20 protein-coding genes are annotated in these 25,075 nt (G+C 72.1%); 14 read left to right on the top strand and 6 right to left on the bottom strand.

Translation table 11 applies throughout. The features are described 5' to 3' along the window. Positions 1-238 precede the first annotated feature (238 nt). The 5 genes from DY218_RS06370 to DY218_RS06395 all read left to right on the top strand — a co-directional run bounded on the left by DY218_RS06370 (position 239) and on the right by DY218_RS06395 (position 6,376). The gene (locus tag DY218_RS06370) at positions 239-1,990 is read left to right on the top strand and encodes an SPFH domain-containing protein (protein WP_128554919.1); all 1,752 of its coding nucleotides are present in this window, start codon (positions 239-241) and stop codon (positions 1,988-1,990) included. Then, positions 1,987-3,324 (top strand): SPFH domain-containing protein, encoded by a 1,338-nt coding sequence (locus DY218_RS06375; protein WP_128554920.1) that lies wholly within the window; start codon positions 1,987-1,989, stop codon positions 3,322-3,324. The genes DY218_RS06370 and DY218_RS06375 overlap by 4 nt, the downstream gene beginning before the upstream one ends. A 1,266-nt stretch (positions 3,325-4,590) precedes the next feature. Further along, positions 4,591-5,256: a hypothetical protein gene (locus DY218_RS06385; RefSeq protein ID WP_128554922.1), complete on the top strand. Its 666-nt coding sequence runs from the start codon at positions 4,591-4,593 to the stop codon at positions 5,254-5,256. 22 nt (positions 5,257-5,278) lie between these two features. Then, entirely contained in the window at positions 5,279-5,572 is a 294-nt protein-coding gene (locus DY218_RS06390; protein ID WP_128554923.1) for a hypothetical protein, read from the top strand. 282 nt (positions 5,573-5,854) lie between these two features. Then, entirely contained in the window at positions 5,855-6,376 is a 522-nt protein-coding gene (locus tag DY218_RS06395; RefSeq protein ID WP_128554924.1) for a hypothetical protein, read from the top strand. Between the two features lie 9 nt (positions 6,377-6,385). On the opposite strand, the gene DY218_RS06400 is transcribed toward DY218_RS06395, so the two are convergent. Continuing rightward, positions 6,386-7,570: a PP2C family protein-serine/threonine phosphatase gene (locus tag DY218_RS06400; protein WP_128554925.1), complete on the bottom strand. Its 1,185-nt coding sequence runs from the start codon at positions 7,568-7,570 to the stop codon at positions 6,386-6,388. A gap of 413 nt (positions 7,571-7,983) precedes the next feature. Here DY218_RS06400 and DY218_RS06405 point away from each other — a divergent pair, with 413 nt between their 5' ends. Both DY218_RS06405 and DY218_RS06410 read left to right on the top strand, forming a co-directional pair. Further along, the gene (locus DY218_RS06405; protein WP_128554926.1) at positions 7,984-9,507 is read left to right on the top strand and encodes a 3' terminal RNA ribose 2'-O-methyltransferase Hen1; all 1,524 of its coding nucleotides are present in this window, start codon (positions 7,984-7,986) and stop codon (positions 9,505-9,507) included. Next, positions 9,504-12,116 carry a polynucleotide kinase-phosphatase gene (locus DY218_RS06410; protein ID WP_128554927.1) on the top strand — a complete coding sequence of 871 codons (2,613 nt, stop codon included), beginning with the start codon at positions 9,504-9,506 and terminating at the stop codon, positions 12,114-12,116. The genes DY218_RS06405 and DY218_RS06410 overlap by 4 nt, the downstream gene beginning before the upstream one ends. A 296-nt stretch (positions 12,117-12,412) precedes the next feature. Here the strand turns inward: DY218_RS06410 and DY218_RS06415 are convergent, their stop codons facing one another. Beyond that, positions 12,413-13,183 carry a DNA alkylation repair protein gene (locus DY218_RS06415; RefSeq protein ID WP_233521396.1) on the bottom strand — a complete coding sequence of 257 codons (771 nt, stop codon included), beginning with the start codon at positions 13,181-13,183 and terminating at the stop codon, positions 12,413-12,415. 118 nt (positions 13,184-13,301) lie between these two features. Here DY218_RS06415 and DY218_RS06420 point away from each other — a divergent pair, with 118 nt between their 5' ends. Both DY218_RS06420 and argF read left to right on the top strand, forming a co-directional pair. Further along, positions 13,302-14,537, top strand: a complete 1,236-nt coding sequence (locus DY218_RS06420) for an arginine deiminase (RefSeq protein WP_128554929.1) — start codon at positions 13,302-13,304, stop codon at positions 14,535-14,537. Between the two features lie 143 nt (positions 14,538-14,680). Then, complete coding sequence (argF, locus tag DY218_RS06425; RefSeq protein WP_128554930.1) at positions 14,681-15,679, top strand: ornithine carbamoyltransferase; 999 nt, start codon at positions 14,681-14,683, stop codon at positions 15,677-15,679. Between the two features lie 36 nt (positions 15,680-15,715). Here argF and DY218_RS06430 read toward each other — a convergent pair whose 3' ends face one another. Continuing rightward, on the bottom strand, positions 15,716-16,138 hold the full coding sequence (locus DY218_RS06430; RefSeq protein WP_233521397.1) for an ATP-binding protein: 423 nt from the start codon (positions 16,136-16,138) through the stop codon (positions 15,716-15,718). Positions 16,139-16,482: 344 nt separating this feature from the next. On the opposite strand from DY218_RS06430, the gene DY218_RS06435 reads away from it, so the two are divergent. Together DY218_RS06435 and DY218_RS06440 are read left to right on the top strand one after the other, a co-directional pair. After that, the gene (locus tag DY218_RS06435) at positions 16,483-17,313 is read left to right on the top strand and encodes an enoyl-CoA hydratase family protein (protein ID WP_128554932.1); all 831 of its coding nucleotides are present in this window, start codon (positions 16,483-16,485) and stop codon (positions 17,311-17,313) included. 2 nt (positions 17,314-17,315) lie between these two features. Beyond that, a complete protein-coding gene (locus DY218_RS06440) occupies positions 17,316-19,616 on the top strand; it encodes a bifunctional salicylyl-CoA 5-hydroxylase/oxidoreductase (protein ID WP_233521398.1) in 2,301 nt (766 codons plus the stop codon). A gap of 39 nt (positions 19,617-19,655) precedes the next feature. Here DY218_RS06440 and DY218_RS06445 read toward each other — a convergent pair whose 3' ends face one another. Both DY218_RS06445 and DY218_RS06450 read right to left on the bottom strand, forming a co-directional pair. Then, entirely contained in the window at positions 19,656-20,465 is an 810-nt protein-coding gene (locus DY218_RS06445) for a PaaX family transcriptional regulator (RefSeq protein WP_128554934.1), read from the bottom strand. 4 nt (positions 20,466-20,469) lie between these two features. Next, the gene (locus DY218_RS06450; RefSeq protein ID WP_128554935.1) at positions 20,470-22,113 is read right to left on the bottom strand and encodes an AMP-binding protein; all 1,644 of its coding nucleotides are present in this window, start codon (positions 22,111-22,113) and stop codon (positions 20,470-20,472) included. Between the two features lie 106 nt (positions 22,114-22,219). On the opposite strand from DY218_RS06450, the gene DY218_RS06455 reads away from it, so the two are divergent. Further along, positions 22,220-23,374, top strand: coding sequence for an acyl-CoA dehydrogenase family protein (locus DY218_RS06455; protein WP_128554936.1), 1,155 nt, complete (start codon positions 22,220-22,222; stop codon positions 23,372-23,374). A 69-nt stretch (positions 23,375-23,443) separates the two neighbouring features. Beyond that, positions 23,444-23,842, top strand: coding sequence for a RidA family protein (locus DY218_RS06460; RefSeq protein ID WP_128554937.1), 399 nt, complete (start codon positions 23,444-23,446; stop codon positions 23,840-23,842). Positions 23,843-23,997: 155 nt separating this feature from the next. Here the strand turns inward: DY218_RS06460 and DY218_RS06465 are convergent, their stop codons facing one another. Beyond that, on the bottom strand, positions 23,998-24,465 hold the full coding sequence (locus DY218_RS06465; RefSeq protein ID WP_128554949.1) for a spore-associated protein A: 468 nt from the start codon (positions 24,463-24,465) through the stop codon (positions 23,998-24,000). 264 nt (positions 24,466-24,729) lie between these two features. Here DY218_RS06465 and DY218_RS06470 point away from each other — a divergent pair, with 264 nt between their 5' ends. Next, positions 24,730-25,029, top strand: a complete 300-nt coding sequence (locus DY218_RS06470) for a hypothetical protein (RefSeq protein ID WP_128554938.1) — start codon at positions 24,730-24,732, stop codon at positions 25,027-25,029. Positions 25,030-25,075: the final 46 nt, after the last annotated feature.

Consider the following 25,075-nt stretch of genomic DNA (forward strand, 5'->3'; position numbering starts at 1 on the left):
AGACCCCTCCGGGGCCGCCCGGTGCGGCGGAACCCGGAGGGTGTGGCGGGCCGACCTGCGGGTAGCGGCCGTGCGGGACGGCGGTGTCGGCGACCGCTCCGCGGCACCGGAGTGGTCACGATCGTCGCCCCGCTCTCCTGCCGGAGCCGCACGCAGTGATGGGATGGGCCCACGCCCGGCCCGGCCCGGCGACGCAAGTGGGACGTAGAGAACACACAAGTACGACAAGGGGGACGCAGTGGCGCGAGCAAAGGCGCAGAGCCTGCGCAGGGTGGCAGGGGCGGTAGCCTCCGGAGCCGACCCGCGGCAGGCGGCTCAGGACGAGGTCCGGCGGCGCGCGGCAGGCGCGACCGGACGGTCGCGGGACGAGCGCGACGACACGGCGGACGGTCACGAACCGCAGGAAGAAGGCATGGACCCCGCCGACTTCCCGGCGGCCCGTGAGCAGGGTGGCTCGCTCGCCACCGTGATGGAGCAGAAGACCGTCTCGCTCGACGAGGCGGGCGAGGCGCTCAACCGCAGCGAGCAGAAGCGCGAGGACGGCGACAAGGTCCACGCGATCTGCCCCATGGTGCTGCCCAAGGGCCGCTCCTTCATCAGCATGCTGCCGGTGCTCTGTCTGCTCGTCCTCGGCATCGTCGGCACCGCGGTGGTCTCGGCCGCCGACGACTCCCCGCTGACGAACCCGCTGTTCGGCATCCACTACTGGGTCATCGCCGTGCTCGCCGTCGCCTTCGTCTGGTGGCGCCAGGGCATGGTGATGGTCCCGGACGGCTGCCAGGCCCTGATCACCCGCTTCGGCAAGCTGGAGAAGGTCGTCGGACCCGGCCGGGTCACCCTGATCAGCCCGTGGAAGCGGGTCTCGTACATCGTCAACACGACGCGCGAGTACCCCTTCAACGCCCCCGTGCGCGAGGCGCCGACCAAGGGCGGCGTCAAGGCCTCGATCGATCTGTTCATCCAGTTCCGGATCAGCGACCCGACCGAGTTCGTCTACACCCTCGGCGCCGTCCGCGGCTTCGAGGAGAAGCTGAGCAACGCGGTCAGTGAGACCATCCGCAGCCTGATCTACGAGCAGGAGGCGGCCGGCATCTACGACATGGTCGGCGAGGACACCAGCCGGCTCGTCGAGCAGCTGAACCAGCAGTTCCGGCCCGCGGTCGAACTGACCAACGCGAACATCACGCACGCCGAGCCGTCCGACCGTGCCTACCGCATGGACCTGGCCGCCCCCGAGATGGTGCGGATGGCCAAGGAGGCGTACACCCACGAGTACGCGCTGATGCTGCGCAAGGAGCAGGACGAGGGCGACCTGACCAAGGAGCTGGCGAGCAGCCAGGAGACGCTCTCCGCGATCCAGGCCGACATCGCCCAGTACCAGGCGCAGATGGACACCGCGGTGGAGCGCGAGACCAACCGCGCCCAGGCCCTGGCCCGTCAGCGGTACGTCCAGGCCGAGTCCGAGGCCAAGGCCAATGCGGCCCTGCTCGAGGCACAGGCCCTGGACATCCGGGCGGTCACCGCGGCCGAGGCCCCGGAGATCCTCGAGTACCGCTACCAGCAGCAGATCCTCGACACCCTCGAGCAGGTCGCCGACCACCTGCCCCGTCTGGTGCGGATCGGCGGGGACGGCAGCGGCGCCGCCGGCGTCGACTTCCTGCAGCTGGCCCGGGAGTTGGTGGGCGAGCGCGGTGACGAGCTGTTCACCGAGGCCGACATGGCCGCCGTGCGCGCCCGCCTGGACGAGGTGGCCGCGCGGATCGCCGAGCGGCAGGGCGAGATCGACGAACTGCGCGAGGCCGAGCGCCCCACCGTGCCCGAGGCCCCGGAGGCCGAGTCCGGCGGAGTCCCCGTACCGGCCGTCGACGGGGCGGCACCGGCGACCCCGCCCGCCCCCGAAGCGCTGTACGAGCCGGGGGCCGCATCCGTCGGCTTCCCCGGCGACCCGCTGTCCGAGCGCCCCGACCACACTGAGGAGGCCGGCGAATGAGCGCCGCACGCACTGACCGCAGGTCGGTCATCTCCGAGGCCGTGGCGCCCTGGAGCAATATCGCCCAGCTGCTCCGCGGCGGCGAGGCGGGCACCCTGATCCCCGTCATCATCCCGCGCAACAGCCGCCGACTGTGGTGGATGCTCCCGCTGTGGCTGGGCCTCTTCGCCCTGCTCATGGGCGTGATGCTGACGATCAGAGGGGCCGACTCGGACGGCGCCGCCGACCTCGCCTACGGCACCCTCGCCGGCCTGTCCTACGCCGGCGGAGGCCTCCTCCTGGTCATCGGCGCGCTCTGGTGGTGGCGCTCCTCGATCGTCGAGATCGAGCAGGGCACCAACGGCGTCCTGACCCGGTACGGCGCCGTCACCCGCACGCTCGACGCAGGCCGCCACTACCTGTGGCACCCCTGGTCGCGGGTGGACTTCGTCGTCGACACGGCGACCGAGATCCCGTACTCCGCACCGGTGATGGCCTGCCCGACGCAGGAGAACGTGCCACTGCGGTCCATCGAGTTCTTCCTGAAGTTCCGCATCACGGACGCGGTGCTCTTCGTCCGCGCCATCGGCGCGGGCAACTTCGACCTGGTCCTCTCCAGCGCCGTCCAGGACGCCATCCGCCAGCGCGCCCGCAAGATGCGCACCGAGCGGGCCTACGATCTGCGCGGCTCCGACGTGGCCGACATGCAGGAGCTGCTCAACCGTCAGCTGGACCGCTACGGCGTCCGCATCACCGGCTGCAACATCCCGGACGTCCAGCTCCCCACCCAGTACCAGCAGCACCTGGCCACCCGTGAGCGGGTCGCCAAGGAGCGGACGGCCTACGAGCAGGAGTGGGGCCTCATCCGCAAGCGCCGCATCGACAGCCTGGGCATGGACATCGAGCGGGCCAAGAAGGTGCGGGACGCCCGCATCGTCGAGGTGAAGGCCGCGCTCAACCGGGCACGTGAGGAGGTCGCCCAGCTTCTGGAGGAGCAGGAGACCAACGCCCAGCGGGTCCGCTTCGAGATCGAGACCCGCGGCCGCAGCGGCCTGATCTCCGCGGAGAACGAGGCCCGCGCCCAGCGCGCCCTCGCCAAGGCCTACCGCGACAACCGGGCGGTGCTCCAGTACGAACTGGCCCGCCGCCGGCTCGATGTGGGCGCCGAGCTCGCCTCCAAGGCGCCGCAGCCGGTGGTCGTCCGCACGGACGGCGGCAGCGGCGGCGACAACTCCGCACTGTCCACGCTGATCGCCGCACAGTTGCTGCCCCGCATGGCCGCGCTGCCGGCGGGCGAGGCCGCGACCTCGGTACACCGTTACTTCGACGACTCGGGGGCGCCCGAGGACGACTGACCGGATCATCCCGTCACCGGGCGGTCCCGGACGGCGCGGCCCTCGGGTCGCCGCCGGACCGCTCGGTGACGGGCAACTCCCGCACACCGGCAGCCAGTCGGCGGGCACGGCCCTTTCCGCTCACGAGGCACGCGCGGGCGCGTCGCCGCAGCCGTCAGCGGAAGATCGACGCGGGATCGCCCATGGCGACGACCGGCTTCTTCGCGGGGTCGAGCCACCTCAGGAGCGCCCGCATCTTGTCCCGCGCCACCGCCACGCAGGCCTGCGTCGGCCCGTGGTGGTCGACGTNCAGGAGCGCCCGCATCTTGTCCCGCGCCACCGCCACGCAGGCCTGCGTCGGCCCGTGGTGGTCGACGTGCAGGAAGATTCCACCGCCCCGCTCCGGGCCCATCGGGCGGGTGAGATTTCTCGGTGGGGTGCCCGGGCGGCGGTTGTAGTCGATGGCCACCACGTGGTCGAACGCCCCGGCGAGCGGTTCGCCCAGATACCCGACGCCGTCGACGGCATAGACGTCGTCCTGGTCGTACGGGAGCTTCGTGCCCGGGTTCGGCAGCAGCCCGCCGGCGTCGCTGAGGCCGTAGACGCCCACCGGGGTGCTCCGGTCGCCCGCCGTGTGGTGCTCGGTCCAGCCGCGCTGGCCGTTGCGGGCCGGCCAGGGTTGCGACGCCCGGTGCCAGCCGGCCTTCGGGTGGTGCTCGTACAGGGTCACCGTCGCATAGCTGGAGTCGACCGCCTCGCCCTGCACCAGGACGACCTGCCGTGCTCCGAGGCGGTCCACGGAGTGCTGCATCTGTCGGCCGAGCAGTGGAACGGACGCCGAGCGAGGGGCGGGAGGCCCCGGGCGCCCGGCGGACGGGGAAGCATCGGCGCTCCGGTCGGGACCGCCGTCGGCCGGGGATGGACCGGAGGCGCAGCCGCCGAGGAGCAGGGTGGCCACGAGCAGCGGAGCCACGGACCACGACCGGACATAATTGCGCATTGGCGAATTATCGGTCCAGGGGGTCCGCTTCCTGCGGAGCCGTGGTCGTGGCGTGTTGCGGCGTCCGGTGCTCCATGGCCCGGCCGGGCGACCCGTCCGGCCTCGTAGGCCGGTCGCAGGAAATCTTGCGGTCTACATCCAGTTTCGCTGTGAAATGCATCATTCAGGCGTGTTAGTGTCGTCACATCTCCTCGCGGGCGATTTGTTCATCCATGTCCGGAGTTGTAGATGTGCCGCAATGGGGCGGCCGCTTCCCCCGAAATCGACCCGAGAGGGCCTCTTTCGTCATGCGTACTTCCCGCTCCCTGCACTCCGCGCTCATCGCCGTGACCGCGCTCGCCGCCGTCGGGCTCTCCGCCGCCGGCGCCCTGGCCGCACCGGCCGCCACCGACGCCCGCACGGCTGCTGCCGCGACGGCCCACGGCCACCACCAGCGCACGTACGTGAAGACCGTCAAGCTGCGCGACGGCTCGACGGTGAAGGTCTACAAGCTCGGCAAGCGCGGCGCCCAGGCCGACATATGGGCCAAGGGCCGCAAGGCCGGAACCCTGACCGCGAAGGGCAGGAACGCCGACGCCGACCACAACGGCCTGCACATCAGGCTCTCGCCCAACGGCACCGTCACCTCCTGGGCCGACCGCGCCGAGCCGAAGCCCAAGCCCAAGCCGGTCACGCGGGTCCTGGTCAGGATCGACACCCTCGAGGACGGCTCGGCGGCCAAGGTCTACCGGCTCGGTGCCAGTCACTTCCAGGCCGACATCCACGGCAGCGCGAAGATCGGCACCCTGGACGCCGACGGCCGCGCGGCCTACGGGCAGAACAACGGCCTGCACATCGCACTCCAGCCGGACGGCTCCCTGACCTCCTGGAACGAGGACGCCGGAAGTCCCGCCCCGGAGGCTCCGGACACCCCGACCGGCGACACCGGCCAGGTCGGCACCCCGGCATCCTGAACGAGCCCGGTACAGCACCGACTTGTGTACGGGTATCCGGCTGCGTGCCGTACTGATCGCGACCGCGGCCCTGGGGGTCCTCGCGCTGCCCACGGTGGCTGCGTTCACCGACACCGCCGACCTGGCGCACCGACCACCCCCCGACGCCCCGCACCGCACGCCCCGAGAGGAGATACAGCCGGCCGCCAACATCGCCGGTGAAGCCGCCCGCCGGGCCGCGCAGCGCCTGCTCGGCGGCTCGGCGACGCCACTGGCCGAACAGGCTGAAGCGCCACCGTGCCATGCGCCCGCGCCCGTGCCCGTGGGCGATGTCTAGCGGCCGCCGAAGAGCCCTTGCGCCGCGTGTGCGAGGGCTCTTTCGTGTCCGGCGGGCGCCACACCATCCGGTAGGTCTGGGGCGGTCGCGGTCCCGGCCGCCAACACCCGGCCCCGCGGCCCGAGTTGGGTGGCCGAGGGGCACTCACGCGGGCCCGGGGCGCTACTCCAGGTGGCGTTGCGCCGACTCGCCGTAATGGTGCGCGCCTGACATGCAGGTAGGGAAGGCGCGCGGCACCCCGAGACCCGACCGGCTGTCCGGCCGCGCCTGGATCGAGGAGCCATGCGCGTCATATCCGCAGCCGCCACCGCCGCCCTGACCACCGTCGCCGCCGTCTCGTTCGCCGTACCGTCGGCGTTCGCGGACGAGCAGCCTTCGTTCTCCGCCACTCCGAACCCGGCGAAGCCCGGGGACTCCGTGGTGCTTTCGGTTTCCGGAGGCTGCCAGGCCGAGTCCGCCACCGCGTCGTCCGCGGTGTTCGAGCAGGTCGTACCCCTGTCGACCGGTTCGGCGGGGATCTACACGGGTACCGCGAAGATCCGTTCCGGTGCCTCGGCCGGTGCGCACCCCGTGCAGGTCGACTGCGCAGGCAGTGTGTCCAGCTATTCGATCAGCATCACCGGATCCGGGACGACGTCCCCGACTCCGTCACCGGTCAGTCCCGCGCCCAGCCGAGGCGTACAGGGCGGACTCGGCGGTTCGAGCGACGACCTGCCGGTGGCGCCGATCGCCCTCGGCACCGGGCTAATCGCGGCCCTGTGGGGCACCGTCTGGTTCAGGAGCCGGCGGCCCGGCCGTCGCTAGACCGGGTCTTCACGGACGGCCCGCGGACGTGCCGTCGGTGCGGGTGACGGCGAGCAGCGCCATGTCGTCCGCCTGACGGCCGTTCGTGTGCCGGTGCACGGCGTCGAGCAAGGTGTCCAGGAGACGGTCGGGGGTGGTGAAGCTGTGGTTCCGCAGGGCGGTGACCGGGTCGAAGAAGGCGCCGTCCCGGTCCCGCGCCTCACTCAGTCCGTCCGTGAAGGCGAGCAGCGTCGTCCCGGGCGGGAACGCCACCTCGACCGACTCGGTGGGCTCGCTGCCCAGATCGCCCATGCCCAGGGGCAGTGCCGGGACATCCGGCTCCACGGTCCGTACGCGGACCGGCCTTCCGTCGGGCGTATCGACGTTCTCGACCGGCGTCAGGAGCAGCGGACCAGGGTGTCCGCGGTTGACCACCCGCAGCAGGTTCCGGTCCTGATCGAGCTCTGCCAGTACGGCCGTGACGAAGCCCTCGGACACCGCGGGACCCTCGGCGAGCCGGGTCCCGCGCTGGACCGCGAGATCGAGCCGGTCGGCCACGGCCGCGAGGTCCGCCTGCTGCTCCGCGGCCTCGCGGAAGACCCCGATCGTGGTGGCCACCGCCCGGACCGCCTGCATGCCCTTCCCGCGCACATCGCCCACGAGCACCCGCACTCCGTACGGCGTCTCCTGGACGGCATACAGATCACCGCCGATGAGGGCGTCCGCCTCCGCCGCCTCGTACCGTGCGGCCACATCGAGCGTGCCCGTCCGCTGTGGCGGGGGAGGCAGCACCGCGCGCTGCACCGTCTCGGCCATGCCCCGCGCCGTGGCCAGGCGCCGGCCGTGCCGGGCGACGATCAGATGCAGGGCCACGGCAATGCCGCCCACCAGGAACTGCGTGACCATCTCGGTGATCGCCGTGGGGTCGTCGGCCGTGCCGTTCGCCAGCTCCAGCGCGATCTGTACGGCGAGGGCGAGCGCGGCCACCGCCACGGTGCCGCGCAGCGAGTACAAGGGAGCGATCAGCAGGGGCGCGGTCTCGAAGAACGGCGGCGAGGTGAACCCGGCGGGCGTGAAGACGTAGAAGGCGGCGCCGGCCAGGATCAGCGGGAGCGGCAGCAGCCGTACGATCCGCGCGGCACGTGCCGCGATCAGATCGGAGCGGCGGGGGTGACGGAGCCTGGGGGCACCCGGCCGGCCGGCGAGGTCGAGCATGTTCGGGTCTTCCTTCGTGAGGGTGCCGATCGGGCGGCGTGCTGTCGGAGCCGGATCGTCCGTACGACCTTGCCGTCGCCGTTCCGGATCATCCGAAAGCCGTTCCGGATCATCCGAAGGTCCGGGGCCGGGCGGTCGGCGAGCAGCCGGCCCCGACCACCCTCCCGGTCCGCGTCCGGATCCCCGCGGACCGGCAGCGCCGTGTCGGCGTCCTGCACGTCCCGCCCATTCTCGGCAGCCGGGACCGCGGCGAGGACGGGGCGATCGGGCATGTGTCCCCGCAAAAGGTCCCGACCGGCGGGACCTTGGTCCCGTTTCCTCTGCCGGCGATCTTCCCCCGCCGCCCCACCCGCTGCCCGCCCGAAGTGGAAAGTCCCTCGCCATGGCGAGCACGGCGCCGCATACTCGGACGGGTGTTCCTGACGATAAGTACCACCGGCAGCCCGGAGCGACCCGCGACCGATCTCGGATTTCTGCTGCACAAGCATCCCGAGAAATCGCAGGCGTTCGACACCTCGCACGGCACCGCGCACGTCTTCTATCCCGAGGCGTCCGAGGAGCGGTGCTCCGCCGCGCTGCTCCTGGAGGTGGACCCGGTGGCGCTGGTGCGGCGCGGCAAGGGCAAGGGCCGCGGCGGCGCTCCCGACTCGGCGCTCGCGCAGTACGTCAACGACCGTCCGTACGCGGCCTCCTCGCTGCTCGCCGTGGCCGTCGGACGGGTCTTCAAAACTGCGCTGCAGGGCACCTGTGCCGCCCGGCCCGAACTGGTCGGGCAGCCCCAGCCGTTGCGCATCGAGGTCCCCGTACTGCCCGCGCGCGGCGGCCCCGACCTGGTCGCGAAGCTCTTCGAGCCGCTCGGCTGGAGCGTGCAGGCCACCCGGCTTCCGCTCGACGAGCAGTTCCCGGAGTGGGGCGAGTCCCGGTACGTGAGGCTGGTCCTCGAGGGCGAGCAGGTGCTCGCGCAGGCGCTGCGGCACCTGTACGTCCTGCTGCCGGTGCTCGACGACGCCAAGCACTACTGGGTGGCGCCCGACGAGGTCGACAAGCTGCTCAGGGCGGGCGACGGCTGGCTGGCCGAGCACCCCGAGCAGAAGCTCATCACCAGCCGCTATCTGTCCCGCCGCTGGTCCCTGACCCGTACGGCCATGGAGCGGCTCGAGCTCGTACGCCTGGCGGAGACCGACGACAGCCAGGTCGAGGAGATCGACAACGCGGTGGACGAGGAGACCGACACCGAGGAGCGGCCCGTGCCGCTCGCGGTGCAGCGGCGCGAGGCACTGCTCGCCGAGCTGCGCACGGCCGGTGCCGGGCGGGTGCTCGATCTCGGCTGCGGGCAGGGCCAGTTGGTGCAGGAGCTGCTCAAGGACACCCGGTTCACCGAGATCGTCGGCCTCGACGTGTCGGTGCGGGCGCTCACCATCGCCTCGCGGCGCCTCAAGCTGGACCGGATGGGCGACCGCCGCGCGGAGCGGGTCAAGCTGCTCCAGGGCTCGCTCGCGTACACCGACAAGCGGCTGACCGGGTACGACGCGGCCGTGCTCAGCGAGGTGATCGAGCACCTGGACCTGCCGCGGCTGCCCGCCCTCGAGTACGCCGTCTTCGGCTCCGCGCGGCCCGCGACCGTCCTGGTCAGCACGCCGAACGTGGAGTACAACGTCCGCTGGGAGTCGCTGCCCGCCGGGCACAGCCGGCACGGCGACCATCGCTTCGAGTGGACCCGGGCCGAGTTCCGTGCCTGGGCGCACCGGGTCGCCGAACGGCACGGATACGCAGTGGAGTTCAAGCCGATCGGACCCGACGACCCGGAGGTCGGACCGCCGACCCAACTGGCCGTCTTCACGCGGATCGAGCACACCGCGGCACCCGCACCCACTACCAGCACCACCAGCACCAGCACCTCCACCGCCACAGCCACGAAGGGAGACGAGGCAGCATGACCGAGCACGACGACCGCCGCACCGACGCCCCGTCCGGCCCGCGTGAGCCCCGCAGGCTCCCGGTGACCGACCTCTCCCTGGTCGTCCTCGTGGGCGCCACCGGCTCCGGCAAGTCCAGCTTCGCCCGCAGGCACTTCAAGCCCACCGAGGTGATCTCCTCGGACTTCTGCCGCGGCCTGGTCGCCGACGACGAGAACGACCAGAGCGCCAGCCGCGACGCCTTCGACGTCCTGCACTACATCGCCGGCAAGCGCCTCGAGGCCGGCCGGCTCACCGTCGTGGACGCCACCAACGTCCAGTCGGAGAGCCGCAAGCAACTGGTCCAGCTGGCCCGGCAGTACGACGTGCTGCCCATCGCCATCGTGCTCGACGTACCCGAGCAGGTGTGCGCCGAGCGCAATGCGCAGCGCGCCGACCGGGCCGGCATGCCGCGCCGCGTCATCCAGCGCCACCAGCGCGAACTGCGCCGCTCCCTTCGGCACTTGGAGCGCGAGGGCTTCCGCAAGGTGCATGTGCTGCGCGGCGTCGACGAGGTGGACGCCGCGGAGATCTCCCTGGAGAAGCGGTTCAACGACCTCAGTCACCTGACCGGTCCCTTCGACATCATCGGCGACATCCACGGCTGCCGCTCCGAGCTGGACACCCTGCTCGGCAAGCTCGGCTACGTGGACGGCTCGCACCCCGAGGGCCGCACCGCCGTCTTCGTCGGCGACCTGGTCGACCGCGGCCCGGACAGTCCGGGCGTACTGCGCCGGGTGATGAGCATGGTCGAGTCCGGCGACGCGCTGTGCGTGCCCGGCAACCACGAGAACAAGTTCGGCCGCTACCTCAAGGGCCGCAAGGTCCAGCACACCCACGGCCTCGCCGAGACCGTCGCCCAACTGGAGGAGGAGAGCGAGGAGTTCCGCGCCCGGGTGCGGGAGTTCATCGACGGCCTGGTCAGCCACTACGTCCTGGACGGCGGCAAGCTCGTGGTCTGCCACGCCGGTCTGCCGGAGAAGTACCACGGCCGCACCTCGGGCCGGGTCCGCAGCCACGCGCTGTACGGCGACACCACCGGCGAGACCGACGAGTTCGGGCTGCCCGTGCGCTACCCGTGGGCCGAGGAGTACCGGGGCCGCGCGGCGGTGGTCTACGGCCACACCCCGGTGCCGAGCGCCAGCTGGCTGAACAACACCATCTGCCTGGACACCGGCGCCGTCTTCGGCGGCCGGCTCACCGCGCTGCGCTGGCCGGAGCGCGAACTCGTCGACGTACCCGCCGAGAAGGTCTGGTACGAGCCGGTGAAGCCGCTCGCCACCGAGGCGCCCGGCGGGCACCAGGGCCGGCCGCTCGACCTCGCGGACGTGCAGGGACGGCGCATCGTGGAGACCCGGCACATGGGCCGCGTCTCGGTCCGTGAGGAGAACGCGGCGGCGGCGCTCGAGGTGATGAGCCGCTTCGCGGTCGACCCGCGGCTGCTCCCGTATCTGCCGCCGACGATGGCGCCCACGGCGACCTCGGGGCGCGAGGGCTATCTGGAGCACCCGGCCGAGGCCTTCGCGCAGTACGCGTCCGACGGCGTCGAACGGGTGGTGTGCGAGGAGAAGCACATGGGCTCGCGCGCCGTGGTGCTGCTCTGCCGCGACGCGGAGGTGGCCGCGCAGTCGTTCGGCCTCGACACGGCGCCCGGCGGCGCGAAGGAGGGCGCTCCGACCGGCGCCGTCTACACCCGCACCGGCCGCCCCTTCTTCGACGACCCCGCGGTCACCGAGGAAGTCCTGGCGAGGCTGCGCGCCGCGGTCACCGAAGCGGGACTCTGGGACGAACTGGGCGCGGGCGAGTCGGCGGGCTGGCTGCTGCTCGACGCCGAGCTGCTGCCCTGGTCCCTGAAGGCCTCCGGCCTGCTCCGCTCGCAGTACGCGGCGGTGGGCGCGGCCTCCGGCGCGGCCCTGCCCGGCGCGGTGGCCGCCCTGGAGGCGGCGAAGGCGCGCGGCGTGGACACCGGCGAACTGCTCGACCGGCAGCGGGGCCGCGCCACGGACGCGGCCGCGTTCACCGAGGCGTACCGGCGCTACTGCTGGACGACCGACGGGCTCGACGGGGTGCGGCTCGCGCCGTTCCAGATCCTCGCCACCAGCTCCCGCAGCCTGACCGCACTCCCGCACGACGAGCAGCTCGCCCTGATCGACCGCATGGTCGAGCACGACTCGAGCGGACTCCTGCACACCACCCGCCGGCTCTACGTGGACACCGGCGACGAGGCCTCCGTACAGGCAGGCATCGACTGGTGGCTCGAGATGACCGGGCGCGGCGGCGAGGGCATGGTCGTGAAGCCGGTGCAGGCCGTGGTGCGCGACGGCGGCGGCCGCCTGGTGCAGCCCGGCATCAAGTGCCGCGGCCGCGAGTACCTGCGGATCATCTACGGTCCCGAGTACACCAGGCCGGACAATCTGCAGCGGCTGCGCAGCCGCTTCCTCGGGCACAAGCGATCGCTCGCCCTGCGGGAGTTCGCGCTCGGTCTGGAGGCCGTGGACCGGCTCGCCGAGGGGGAGCCGCTGTGGCGGGTGCACGAGGCGGTGTTCGCGGTGCTCGCGCTGGAGTCGGAGCCGGTTGACCCGCGGCTCTGAACAGGCGCACAGCGCCCGGGGGTTCGCGTCGCCGCGGCCAGGGGGCGTCTCCCCTGGGTCCTGTCCGGCGGATCTTCGCGGGCTCGCGGCGCCTGGCACGCTCCCCCAGCCTCCGGCCGGGGGTACCCCCACTCGCCGCACGCCCGAATCACCCGAGTACGTCCAGTACGAGGGCGATCCGGGCGCACTCCCCCAGCCTTCGGCCGGGGGGACCCCGAGAGCACGCACATGGGGGCACCTCCCGGCCGGAGGCTGGGGAGCCGCGAGCTGACCCGCGAAGATCCGCCGGACAGGACCTAGCCGCGGCGGCGGGAACCGCGCGGGTGGAGTACGGCGTACGCGCCGAGCAGGCGCGCGGCGTCCGCCTCCGGCAGCCGCCGTGCGCCCTCCCGCAGGGTCAGTCCGGACACCCGGTCGAGCCGGTAGCCCAGCCAGGCGGCGACCGGCTCCGGGTGGTGTTTGGTGCCCTCGCGCAGCGCCCAGCCGATCGCCTTGCGCACGAAGAAGCGGTCGTCGTCGAGCAGCGGATCGACTACTTCGCCGAACACCGGGAACCAGCGCGGGAATTCACGCTCCCGCCGCAGCGCGAGCAGGAACGTCAGGATGCCGCCCCGCCGCACCCACTGCCCCGGATCGGCGGCCCAGCGGCGGGCGGCGTCCACCACCTCGGGCCGGTCCAGGAGCATCCGCCCCGACACGAACGGCGCCAGCAGATCGACATGGGCCCAGGACCGGCAGTCCCGCAGCAACTCGTCGAGTAGCGCGCCCTCCTGTGTGTCCGTCGCCCGGAGCCGGTCCACCCAGCCGGCGAGCAGCAGCAGCGCGACCGACCGGTGCTCGTGCACGGGTCGCGACCACAGTGCCCGGACGAGCCCGGCGATCTCCTCGGGGTCCGGCTCGGGCCGGGCGCGCACCACGTCCCGCGCCACGGTGCGCAGTGCCGGCAGCGGCACGCCGATGTGCTCGAGGTCGCTGCGCAGGTACTGCTTCTCCTTCGCCGCACGGCCGGGCACGGCCCCCTGCGCGATCCGGTCCCGGATCTCCTGCGGCTGTGCGGGAACGGCCACGGCACACATGCGGACCTCGGCTCCGTACGGGAATGGGCGCCGCCGACCGTACCGGAAGGCGGGGCCCGTACCTCGCGGAAGGCGCGCGTGTGCGGGCGGCGCGGGGAAGGATGGGGGCATGGGATTCCACGTCGACTCCGAGACCGGACGCCTGCGGCGCGTCATCCTGCACCGGCCCGATCTGGAGCTCAAGCGGCTCACCCCGACCAACAAGGACGCACTGCTCTTCGACGACGTCCTGTGGGTGCGGCGCGCCCGCCAGGAGCACGACGGTTTCGCCGATGTCCTCAGGGACCGCGGAGTGACCGTGCACCTCTTCGCCGACCTGCTGCGCGAGACGCTCGACGTACCGGCCGCCAGGAGCCTCGTCCTGGACCGGGTCTTCGACGAGAAGGAGTACGGGCCGCTGGCCACCGGCATCCTGCGGACGTCCTTCGACGCGCTGCCGTCCGACCTCCTGGTGGACGCGCTGGTCGGCGGGATGACCAAACGGGAGTACCTCAGGGAGCATCCGGAGCCGACGTCGGTGCGCTTTCATGCGCTTGACCTGGACGACTTCCTGCTCGGACCGCTGCCCAACCACCTGTTCACCCGCGACACTTCGGCCTGGATCTACGACGGGGTGTCCATCAACGCCATGCGCTGGCCGGCGCGGCAGCGCGAGACCGTGCACTTCGAGGCGATCTACGCGCACCATCCGCTGTTCGCGGGCGAGCAGGCCGGGCCCTTCCACCGCTGGTCGGACGGGCAGCGGGACTATCCGTCGACGATCGAGGGCGGGGACGTCCTGGTGATCGGCAGGGGAGCGGTACTGATCGGGATGAGCGAGCGGACCACGCCGCAGGCGGTGGAGATGCTCGCCCACAAGCTGTTCGCCGCGGGCTCCGCCACCGCGATCGTGGCGCTCGACCTGCCCAAGCGCCGGGCGTTCATGCACCTCGACACCGTGATGACCATGGTGGACGGGGACACCTTCACGCAGTACGCGGGACTCGGCATGCTCCGCTCGTACACCATCGAACCAGGCGTCGGGGAGCGGGAGTTGAAGGTCACCGACCACCCGCCGGAGCATATGCACCGCGCGATCGCGGCGGCCCTCGGGCTCAGCGCGATCCGGGTCCTGACCGCCACCCAGGACGTGCACGCGGCCGAGCGTGAGCAGTGGGACGACGGCTGCAACGTGCTCGCCGTGGAACCGGGCGTCGTCGTCGCCTACGAGCGGAACTCGACCACCAGCACCTATCTCCGCAAGCAGGGCATCGAGGTCATCGACATCCCGGGCAGTGAGCTGGGCCGGGGGCGCGGTGGCCCTCGGTGCATGAGCTGCCCGGTGCAGCGGGATCCGGTGGACTGAAGGCGGCGCACCGCCCGGCCGTATAAGAATGTAAGTCGTCGTATAGACTTCCAGCATCGTCCTCGTCAGTCACGTCCCACGCATCCCGCGCATCCCACGAATCCCGCATATCCCATACATCCCGCACGTCCCCTGGAGCGTTCATGTCCACCGACCTCACCGGCCGCCACTTCCTCAAGGAGCTGGACTTCACCGCCGACGAGTTCCGCGGACTCCTCGCGCTGGCCGCCGAGCTCAAGGCGGCCAAGCGGGCGGGCACCGAGCAGCGGCGGCTCACGGGGCGGAACGTGGCGCTGATCTTCGAGAAGACCTCCACCCGTACGCGCTGCGCCTTCGAGGTCGCCGCCGCCGACCAGGGCGCCTCGACCACGTATCTCGACCCCTCCGGATCGCAGATCGGGCACAAGGAGTCGGTGAAGGACACCGCGCGCGTCCTCGGTCGGATGTTCGACGCCATCGAGTACCGCGGCGACAGCCAGCAGGCCGTCGAGGAGCTCGCCGAGCACGCCGGCGTCCCGGTCTACAACGGCCTGACCGACGACTGGCACCCCACCCAGATGCTCGCCGACGTCCTCACCATGACCGAGCACAGCTCCGCACCGCTGGAGCGGATCGCCTTCGCCTACCTCGGCGACGCCCGTTTCAACATGGGCAATTCGTACCTGGTCACCGGCGCCCTGCTCGGCATGGACGTACGCATCGTGGCGCCCCGCAGCTACTGGCCCGCGGACGAGGTGGTCGCCCGCGCCCGGGAGCTCGCCGCCGCGAGCGGTGCCCGGATCACGCTCACCGAGGATGTGGCGGAGGGCGTCGCCGGGGCGGACTTCGTCGCCACCGACGTCTGGGTGTCGATGGGCGAGCCGAAGGAAGTCTGGGCCGAGCGGATCCAGGCGCTGCGCCCGTACGCGGTGACGCTGGACGTACTGCGGGCCACCGGTAGGCCCGACGTGAAGTTCCTGCACTGCCTGCCCGCGTTCCACGATCTCGGTACGAAGGTCGGGCAGGAGATCCACGAGCAGTACGGCCTCGACTCGCTCGAGGTGACCGACGAGGTCTTCGAGTCGGCGCACTCGGTCGTCTTCGACGAGGCGGAGAACCGGCTGCACACGATCAAGGCGATCCTGGTGTCGACGCTGGCCTGAGATCTCTCCGGCGGCGTCGTGTCCCGCGCCGCGGGATCAGTGCCGCGCGGGCAGCCGGAACCACACGGCCTTGCCCGACTCCGTCGGCCGGTGGCCGCACTCCTGGCTGAGTGCCCGGATGAGGAGCAGTCCGCGCCCGTGCTCCTGCCACGGGTCGGGCTGCTCGGTGCCCGTCGGCCGGGTCAGATCGCCGGGCGGCGACGGGTCGGCGTCGTGCACCTCGACATGGCAGCCCGTCGGCAGCAGCTCGATGACCAGCTCGATCCCGGAGCCCGGCGGGGTGTGCTCGACCGCGTTCGCCACCAGCTCGGCCGTCAGCAGCTCCGCGGTGTCGCAGGCGTCGGCCGCGGCGATCTCGGCGAGCGCGGTGCGGACCAGGGCGCGGGCGACCGGGACGGCCGCGGTGCTGTGCGGCAGGTCGATGCGCCAGGTGGCGGGCGGGGGAGGGGTCGAGGGCACGGGGTTCCGTTCGCTGTGTGGCCGTCGGTGGGGCGGCCGCTGTCCTGATTTCAACGATACGAAGGCGCATTCGCTGGATATAGGGGCGTCGGTCTGTAGTGGGTGGGACGTCGGACACATTTCGGGATTCCGGGTGGGGGTGTGGTCGCTTCTTCAGGCCCGGCCTGGCGGCCTTGTCCTCAAGCGCCGGACGGGCTGATCTGAGCCTGGCGGCTCTGTCCTCAAACGCCGGACGGGCTGATTTGAGCGCGCTCCGCGGTTATCGCGTACCCGTGACGACGGTCACGACACGGTGATACCTTCGCTGGAAGGGATCCCGCCCCCGTGCAAGGAGGCCGCTCCGGATGAGCCCGTTCACCGGCTCCACGCCACCCATCTCCAGCTGGCAGCATCTGCGCGTCGCCGTGGACGAGACCGGCGTCGCCACCGTCACGCTGGCCCGCCCGGACAAGCTGAACGCGTTGACGTTCGGTGCCTACGCCGACCTCCGTGACCTGCTCGCCCAGCTGTCCAGGGAGCGGTCCGTGCGGGCCCTGGTCCTTGCCGGCGAGGGCCGCGGCTTCTGCTCGGGCGGGGACGTGGACGAGATCATCGGAGCCACCCTCGCCATGGACACCGCCCAGCTGCTCGACTTCAACCGCATGACCGGCCAGGTCGTACGGGCCGTCCGCGAGTGCCCCTTCCCGGTGATCGCGGCCGTGCACGGGGTGGCCGCGGGAGCCGGCGCCGTCCTGGCGCTCGCCGCCGACTTCCGGGTCGCCGACCCGTCCGCGCGGTTCGCGTTCCTCTTCACCCGCGTCGGCCTCTCGGGCGGCGACATGGGCGCGGCGTATCTGCTGCCCAGAGTCGTAGGACTCGGCCACGCCACCCGGCTCCTCATGCTCGGCGACCAGGTGCGTGCCCCCGAGGCCGAACGCATCGGTCTGATCAGCCAGTTGACCGACGAGGGCGGTGCCGACGCGGCCGCCGCCGAGCTCGCCCGGCGCCTCGCCGACGGACCCGCCCTCGCGTATGCCCAGACCAAGGCACTGCTCACCGCCGAGCTCGACATGCCGCTCGCCGCCTCCGTCGAACTGGACGCCTCCACCCAGGCCCTCCTGATGACCGGCGAGGACTACGCCGAATTCCACGCGGCGTTCAGCGCGAAGCGCAGCCCAAAATGGCAGGGGCGCTGACGATGGCGCCGGCGAGCGACGGCACGGGCGGCGGCCCGCTCAGTGTGGCGGTGATCGGCGGCGGACCCGGCGGTCTGTACGCGGCCGCCCTGCTCAAGCGCCTCGACCCCGACCGCGACATCACGGTCTGGGAGCGCAACGCCCCGGACGACACCTTCGGCTTCGGCGTCGTCCTCTCCGACGAGACACTCGGCGGCATCGAGCACGCGGATCCCGCGGTGTACGCGGCGCTCCAGGCCGACTTCGTACGCTGGGACGACATCGACATCGTGCACCGTGGCCGCCGCCACACCTCCGGCGGCCACGGCTTCGCCGCCCTCGGCCGCCGCCGGCTGCTCGCCGTCCTGCACACCCGCTGCCAGGAGCTCGGCGTACGACTGCACTTCGGCACCGAGGCACCCCCGGCCGTCGAACTCGCCCGCACCCACGACCTGGTGATCGCCGCGGACGGAGTGCACAGCCTCACCCGCGAGGCACAGGCGGACGGCTTCGGGCCGCGGATCGAGGAACACCGCTGCCGGTACATCTGGCTCTCCGCGCCCTTCGCCTTCGACGCCTTCCGCTTCGAGATCGCCGAGACCGAGCACGGCATCATGCAGCTGCACGGCTATCCGTACTCCGACAGCGAGTCGACGGTCATCGTCGAGATGCGCGAGGAGGTGTGGCAGGCCGCGGGATTCGAGGGTCTCGACGAGCAGTCCTCCGTGGACCGCTGCGCCAAGATCTTCGCCGAGGCGCTCGGCGGCCGCCCGCTGCGCGGCAACAACTCCGCCTGGACCACCTTCCGCACCGTCGTCAACGACCGCTGGAGCCACGGCAGTACGGTCCTGATCGGCGACGCCGCGCACACCGCCCACTTCTCCATCGGCTCCGGCACCAAGCTCGCCATGGAGGACGCCCTCGCCCTCGCCGCCACGATCCAGGAACAGCCGACACTCCCCGCCGCCCTGGCCGCGTACGAGGAGGAGCGGCGCCCGGTGGTGGCCTCCACTCAGCGCGCGGCCCTGGCGAGCCTCCGCTGGTTCGAGGAGCTCGAGCGCTATGTCGGCCAGCCGCCGAAGCAGTTCGCCTTCAATCTGCTCACCCGCAGCCGCCGCGTCACCCACGACAACCTCCGGCTGCGCGACGAGCGCTTCACCGAGGCCGTCGAGCGGGACTTCGGCTGCCCACCCGGCACACCGCCCATGTTCACGCCCTTCCGGCTCGGCCCGCTCACCTTGCGCAATCGCGTGGTCGTCTCACCGATGGACATGTACTCGGCGACCGATGGTGTCCCCGGCGACTTCCACCTCGTCCACCTCGGGGCCCGCGCACTGGGCGGCCCCGGTCTGGTGATGACCGAAATGGTCTGCGTCAGCCCGCAGGGCCGCATCACGCCCGCCTGCGCCGGCCTGTGGGACGACGAACAGGCCGCGGCCTGGCGCCGCATCACCGACTTCGTGCACACGAGCGCACCGGGCACCGCCATCGGCATCCAGCTCGGCCACTCCGGCCGCAAGGGGTCGACGCGTGTGATGTGGGAGGGGATCGACGAGCCGCTTCCCGAGGGCAACTGGCCGCTGGTCGCGGCCTCCCCGCTGCCGTACCGCCCCGACAGCCAGATCCCCCACGAGCTGACCGAGCCCGAACTCGCCGCGATCCGGGAGGAGTTCGCCGCCGCCGCGCGCCGTTCCGCGGACAGCGGCTTCGACCTGCTCGAACTGCACTGTGCACACGGCTACTTGCTCTCCGGCTTCCTCTCCCCGCTCACCAACCACCGCACCGACTCCTACGGCGGAGACCTCGCCGGCCGACTGCGCTTCCCGCTCGAAGTCCTCGACGCGGTACGCGCCCAGTGGCCCGACGACCGCCCGCTCACCGTGCGCATCTCCGCCACCGACTGGGCCCCCGGCGGCACCACCGGGGACGACGCGGTGGCGATCGCCCGCGCCTTCGCCGAGCACGGCGCCGACGCCATCGACGTCTCCACCGGCCAGGTCGTCTCCGACGAACGCCCCGCCTACGGCCGCTCGTACCAGACCCCGTACGCCGACCGCATCCGCAACGAGACCGGCATCCCGGTCATCTCGGTCGGCGCCATCTCCTCCTGGGACGACGTCAACTCCCTTGTCCTCGCAGGCCGTACGGACCTCTGCGCGCTCGCACGCCCCCACCTCTACGATCCGCACTGGACCCTGCACGCCGCCGCCGAACAGGACTACACCGGCCCCGGCGTCGCCTGGCCGGCCCCGTACCGCGCGGGCAGCCGCCGCCCCCAGACCGGCCGCACCGACGGACCCAAGCCCCGCCTCACCCTCAACTGACCTTCCACGTACGTCACTTCACTGTGACCGGCGGCGACTTCAGCTCACCGCGGCGAACAGCGCCCCCGCCTCGTACAGCCGCTCGTGCAGCTCACCGAACACCTCGGCCGAGCGCGTCCCCGGCCAGTCGGCGGGCAGCAGCTTGGGCGGCAACCCCGGGTCGGCGTACGGGAGATGGCGCCAGGAGTCGAGCGCCAGGAGATAGTCGCGGTACGCCTCCTCGGCCGGGGTGTCCGTGCGCCCGCGCCAGGACCGCAGCACCGGCTCGTGCCGCGCCAGGAACTCCTCGTGCTGCTTGGCGATCCCGGCCAGATCCCACCAGCCGGCCACCGCGTCCGCGCTCGGCGAGAAGCCGACATGGCGGCCGCGGAACAGCTCCACATACGGCGCGAGCCGCAGCCGCTCCAGGGTGTGCCGCGCCTCCTCGTGCAGCCGGTCCGGCGCGATCCACACCCCGGGCGCCACCGTGCCGAAGCCCAGCCGGGACAGCTGCGAGCGCAGTATGTGCCGCTTGCTGCGCTCCGACTCCGGCACCGAGAACACCGCGAGCACCCAGCCGTCCTCGGCCCGCGGCGGCCCGCTCGCGTACACCCGCCGGTCGCCGTCGTCGAGCAACTGGCGGGCGTCGTCGGACAGGGCGTACCCCGCGGCGCCGTGCGCCGTCCGCTCCGGACGCAGCAGCCCGCGGCGCTTGAGCCGGGACACCGAGGACCGAACCGACGGCGCGTCCACACCGGCAGGGGTCAGCAGCCGGATCAGCTCGGACACCGGTACGGGGCCGTCGAGGCGCCGCCCGTACGCGCCGTAGTAGGTGACGATCAGGGACCTGGGAGTGTGCAGCTCGGACACGTGATCACTCTAGAACGCGCTCCTGCGGCGGATTCCCCGGCCTGGTGCGCAGCCGGAACCGCTGCAGCTTCCCCGTCGGTGTCCGCGGCAGCGCGTCCAGGAAGGCGATCTCGCGCGGGCACTTGTACGGCACCAGCTCGGCCTTCACGAACTCCCGCAGCCGCTGCACCGTCCCCTCGTCCCGCGGCACCCCGTCGCGCAGCACCACATGGGCCGCCACCAGCTGTCCGCGCCGCTCGTCCGGCTTGCCGACCACCGCCGCCTCCAGCACATCGGGGTGCCTGAGCAGCGCGTCCTCCACCTCGGGTCCCGCGATGTTGAACCCGGCCGAGATGATCATGTCGTCGGCGCGGGCCACATAGCGGAAGTAGCCGTCGCTCTCGCGCACATAGGTGTCACCGGTGATGTTCCAGCCGTGGCGCACGTACTCCGCCTGGCGAGGGTCCGCGAGATACCGGCAGCCCACCGGGCCGCGTACCGCGAGCAGACCCGGCTCGCCGTCCGGCACGGGCTGCCCCGCCGCATCCACCACGCGGGCCTGCCAGCCCGGTACCGGAACTCCCGTCGTCCCCGGCCGGATCGCGTCGTCGGCCGCGGAGATGAAGATGTGCAGGAGCTCGGTCGCGCCGATGCCGTTGATGATGCGCAGACCGGTGCGCTCGTGCCAGGCCTGCCAGGTGGCCGCGGGCAGATTCTCGCCCGCCGAGACACAGCGGCGCAGCGCGGACAGATCGTGCCCGTCGAAGGCGTCGAGCATCGCGCGGTACGCGGTCGGCGCGGTGAACACCACCGACACCCGGTGCTCGGCCATCGCGGGCAACAGCTGCTTGGGGCCCGCCTGTTCGAGCAGCAGCGCCGCCGCACCCACCCGCATCGGGAAGACCACCAGACCGCCGAGGCCGAAGGTGAAGCCGAGCGGCGGACTGCCCGCGAACACATCGTCCGGCTCGGGCCGCAGCACATGCTGCGAGAAGGTGTCCGCGATCGCCAGCACATCCCGGTGGAAGTGCATACAGCCCTTCGGTCTGCCGGTGGTGCCGCTGGTGAACGCGATCAGCGCCACGTCGTCGGCAGCAGTGTCCACCGCATCGAAGGGCTCGGGACGCGCCGCGGCCCGTCGCAGCAGATCGTCCGGAGCGTCCCCGCCGAACGCAGTGATCGCCAGGCCCGGCACCTCGGCCTTCGCCAGATCGTCCACACTGCGTACGTCGCACAGCGCATGCCCGACCCGGGCGATCTCGCAGATCGTGGCCAGCTCCTGGGCGCGCTGCTGGGCGAGCACCGTCACCGCCACCGCGCCGGCCTTGAGCACCGCCAGCCAGCAGGCGGCGAGCTGCGGAGTCGTGGGGCCGCGCAGCAGCACCCGGTTCCCCGGCACCACACCGAGCTCCTCGGTCAGCACCCGGGCGATCGAGTCCACCTCGGCCCGCAGCCTGCCGTACGACCAGCGCTCGCCCGACGGCAGGACGAAGGCCGTCCGGTCCGCGCCGTACCGCTCGATGGTGCCGTCGAGCAGCTCGGCGCCGCAGTTCAGGCGATCGGGATAGCGCAGCTCGGGCAGCTCGAAGAGCAGCTCGGGCCACTGGTCGACGGGCGGCAGATGATCCCGCGCGAAGGTGTCCGTGTGCGCCGAGGCCGTCAGCTCCATGTGCGTCCCCTGACTGTCGTCGGGTCGTCCGAGCATCTCAATCCGTGGAACGAGCGTATCGTGGTGGTGACGACAGTCAACAGATCGCGATACGGAGGGGGTGTCGATGCCCGCGTTCGCACTGGAGACGGGGGACCGGGACCGGTGCGAGAAGCTGCGCACCCAGGCGGCGGAGCACCTCGCACCACTGGCGGGCCGAGGGGAAGAGGGCCGGATCAACCGCCCCTTGGTCCAGGCGCTCGGTGAACTCGGCCTGATCGACCGCCTGTTCACCTCCGGCTCGCTCGAGCTCTGCCTGATGCGGGAGTCCCTGGCGTACGCCTGCACGGAGGCCGAGACCGCACTCGCGCTGCAGGGCCTGGGCGCCCACCCCGTCCATGCGCACGGCACCGAGCGGCAGCGGGCCGCCTGGCTGCCGCGGGTGCGCGCCGGGACCGCGGTCGCCGCCTTCGCGCTCAGCGAGCCCGGAGCGGGCTCGGACGCCGCGGCCCTGTCCCTCGCGGCGGAGCGCGACCGGTCGGCTCCCGGGGACGGCCCGGGCTGGCGCCTGTCCGGCGAGAAGTGCTGGATCTCCAACGCCCCGGGCGCCGACTTCTACACCGTCTTCGCCCGTACGACCCCGGGCGCCGGAGCCCGCGGCGTGACCGCGTTCCTGGTCCCCGCCGACCGCACCGGACTCACCGGAACCCCGCTCGACATGCTCTCGCCGCACCCCATCGGCGCGCTCGCCTTCGACGGCGTCCCCGTCGGCGAGGAGGACGTGATCGGCGCGGTCGACGGCGGATTCCGCGTCGCCATGGGCACCCTGAACCTCTTCCGGCCGAGCGTCGGCGCCTTCGCCGTCGGGATGGCCGATGCGGCACTCGACGCCACCCGCGCGCACACCGCGCGGCGCACCGCGTTCGGCGGCCCGCTCAAGGACCTGCAGTCCGTCGCCCACCAGGTCGCGGAGCTCGCGACCCGCACGGAGGCCGCCCGCCTCCTGGTGTACGCGGCCGCCGCGGCGTACGACCGCGGCGATCCGGACGTGCCCCGGCGCGCCGCGATGGCGAAGCTCTTCGCGACGGAGACCGCGCAGCAGGTCGTCGACGCCGCCGTCCAGCTGCACGGTGCACGCGCCCTGCAGCGCGGACACCTCCTCGAGCACCTCTACCGCGAGGTGCGCGCCCCACGGATCTACGAGGGCGCCACCGAGGTGCAACGCACCATCATCGCCAAGGAGTTGTACCGCGAGACCGCAGCCGCGAGTGACGACACCTAGCGGGGCGTCCGCATCGCCCCCCCAGTCCCCACCCGGCACCACCACCACTGAGAGGAAGCACCCCGCCCGATGAGTGTGGAGCGCATCAACCCGGCCGAACTCTCCCCGCCCACCGGCTTCTCGCACGCCGTCACGGCCACCGGCGGCCGCCTCGTGCTGCTCGCCGGCCAGACCTCCCTCGACGGCGACGGGAAACTGGTCGGCAGCACCCTGCCGGAGCAGTTCGAGCAGGCCCTGACCAATCTGCTCACCGCCCTCGCCGCCGCCGGCGGCACCCCGTCCGACCTCGCCCGCGTCACCGTCTACGCCACCGATGTGGCCGACTACCGCGAGCGGGCGCCCGAACTCGGCCGTATCTGGCACCGGTTGGCCGGCCGCGACTACCCGGCGATGGCCGTCATCGGCGCGGTCCGCCTCTGGGACGAACAGGCCCTGGTGGAACTGGACGGCATCGCGGCGGTCGACTGAACCGAGCCCGCCAAGGGCCGGCCGATCCACGAAGATCCGCCGGACGGGCCCGAGCCCCACATGCCCGGGCCTCGACCCGGAACCCCGCTTCCCCGCGGAGCCCCGGGCCGAGGCGCGATGCCGGCTCAGGCCGTGCAGTACCCTCCGGCCACGGCTCAGTGCCGGCCGGCGAACCAGTCCTTCTGCGATGCCTTGCCCGTGAGCGAGCCGCAGTTGGAGCCGAAGTTCCAGGCCTGCTCCTTGCCGATCACGCCGCCCCACTCCACACAGGCGCCACGCGCCTCCACGTACACCGGGCCGGCGTACTGGGTGAAGTCGCCCTCCTCGTAGCTGTCCTCGTCGGTGTCCACGTTCCGCACGTAGGCGACCATGTGGGTGGCCTCGCCGGCGCTGCTGCGGACAGTGACCGTACAGTTCTCGCCCGTGGACGAGTTGTAGGTGAGGAAGACGGTGCCGGCGGCGCCGTCCGTGCCGACCGGCAGGGAGTTGACCACCGAGAATCCGGAGCCGCAGGCCCCGTTGTACTCGGCGGCCGCCTCGGCTGCGCCGGCGGCCGGAGCAGTCGCCACCAGCCCCGCGCCCACCACGCCGGCAGTGAGCAGGGACGCACCCAGAGTCTTCATCGAACGCTTCATGGCACCTCGATCCATCGAACCGAACGGCTTCGCCATGGTGTTGCTGAAGCCACCTGTTGAGACCTTTGTGCCTCTTCGGTGGTTGTACGCCGTTGGCGATTGTTTACGGCCGTCCGCGCGGGAGCCGGACGCGAGCCACCGCCAGACACACCCTGCGCGGAGGCTGCACCGTCCCGTACAAGAGGAGCAAAATCACTCCATAGCCGCACAGAACGCCCCGCGGCACACGAACCGGCACCACTGGAGACCCTCATGCCCGCCACCGCACACGCCCCGCACCCCGACCACACGCACCAGCACGGCGAGGGCTGCGGCCACGTCGCGGTCCCGCACGGCGACCACACCGACTACGCCCACGACGGCCATCTGCACCGTGTGCACGGCGACCACACGGACGAGTGCGAGGCCGGCGAGCACAGCACCCACGACGACCACGCCCACCAGCACGGCGAGGGCTGCGGTCACGTCGCCGTCCCGCACGGCGACCACACGGACTACCTGCACGACGGCCACCGCCACGCCCAGCACGACGGCCACTGGGACGACCACTGACCCGGGACACCGCAGCACACCACGGACCCGGCCGGGCGTCACGACG

Source organism: Streptomyces triticagri, assembly GCF_003429565.1.
In the GTDB taxonomy this organism is placed as follows: domain Bacteria; phylum Actinomycetota; class Actinomycetes; order Streptomycetales; family Streptomycetaceae; genus Streptomyces; species Streptomyces triticagri.

Bases quoted from the DNA above. Each gene is read 5' to 3' on its own strand.
- DY218_RS06375 (WP_128554920.1), top strand. From the start codon at position 1,987: ATGAGCGCCGCACGCACTGACCGCAGGTCGGTCATCTCCGAGGCCGTG.
- DY218_RS06385 (WP_128554922.1), top strand. From the start codon at position 4,591: ATGCGTACTTCCCGCTCCCTGCACTCCGCGCTCATCGCCGTGACCGCG.
- DY218_RS06395 (WP_128554924.1), top strand. From the start codon at position 5,855: ATGCGCGTCATATCCGCAGCCGCCACCGCCGCCCTGACCACCGTCGCC.
- DY218_RS06400 (WP_128554925.1), bottom strand. From the start codon at position 7,570: ATGCTCGACCTCGCCGGCCGGCCGGGTGCCCCCAGGCTCCGTCACCCC.
- DY218_RS06410 (WP_128554927.1), top strand. From the start codon at position 9,504: ATGACCGAGCACGACGACCGCCGCACCGACGCCCCGTCCGGCCCGCGT.
- DY218_RS06420 (WP_128554929.1), top strand. From the start codon at position 13,302: ATGGGATTCCACGTCGACTCCGAGACCGGACGCCTGCGGCGCGTCATC.
- argF (WP_128554930.1), top strand. From the start codon at position 14,681: ATGTCCACCGACCTCACCGGCCGCCACTTCCTCAAGGAGCTGGACTTC.
- DY218_RS06435 (WP_128554932.1), top strand. From the start codon at position 16,483: ATGAGCCCGTTCACCGGCTCCACGCCACCCATCTCCAGCTGGCAGCAT.
- DY218_RS06440 (WP_233521398.1), top strand. From the start codon at position 17,316: ATGGCGCCGGCGAGCGACGGCACGGGCGGCGGCCCGCTCAGTGTGGCG.
- DY218_RS06450 (WP_128554935.1), bottom strand. From the start codon at position 22,113: ATGGAGCTGACGGCCTCGGCGCACACGGACACCTTCGCGCGGGATCAT.
- DY218_RS06455 (WP_128554936.1), top strand. From the start codon at position 22,220: ATGCCCGCGTTCGCACTGGAGACGGGGGACCGGGACCGGTGCGAGAAG.
- DY218_RS06460 (WP_128554937.1), top strand. From the start codon at position 23,444: ATGAGTGTGGAGCGCATCAACCCGGCCGAACTCTCCCCGCCCACCGGC.
- DY218_RS06465 (WP_128554949.1), bottom strand. From the start codon at position 24,465: ATGAAGACTCTGGGTGCGTCCCTGCTCACTGCCGGCGTGGTGGGCGCG.
- DY218_RS06470 (WP_128554938.1), top strand. From the start codon at position 24,730: ATGCCCGCCACCGCACACGCCCCGCACCCCGACCACACGCACCAGCAC.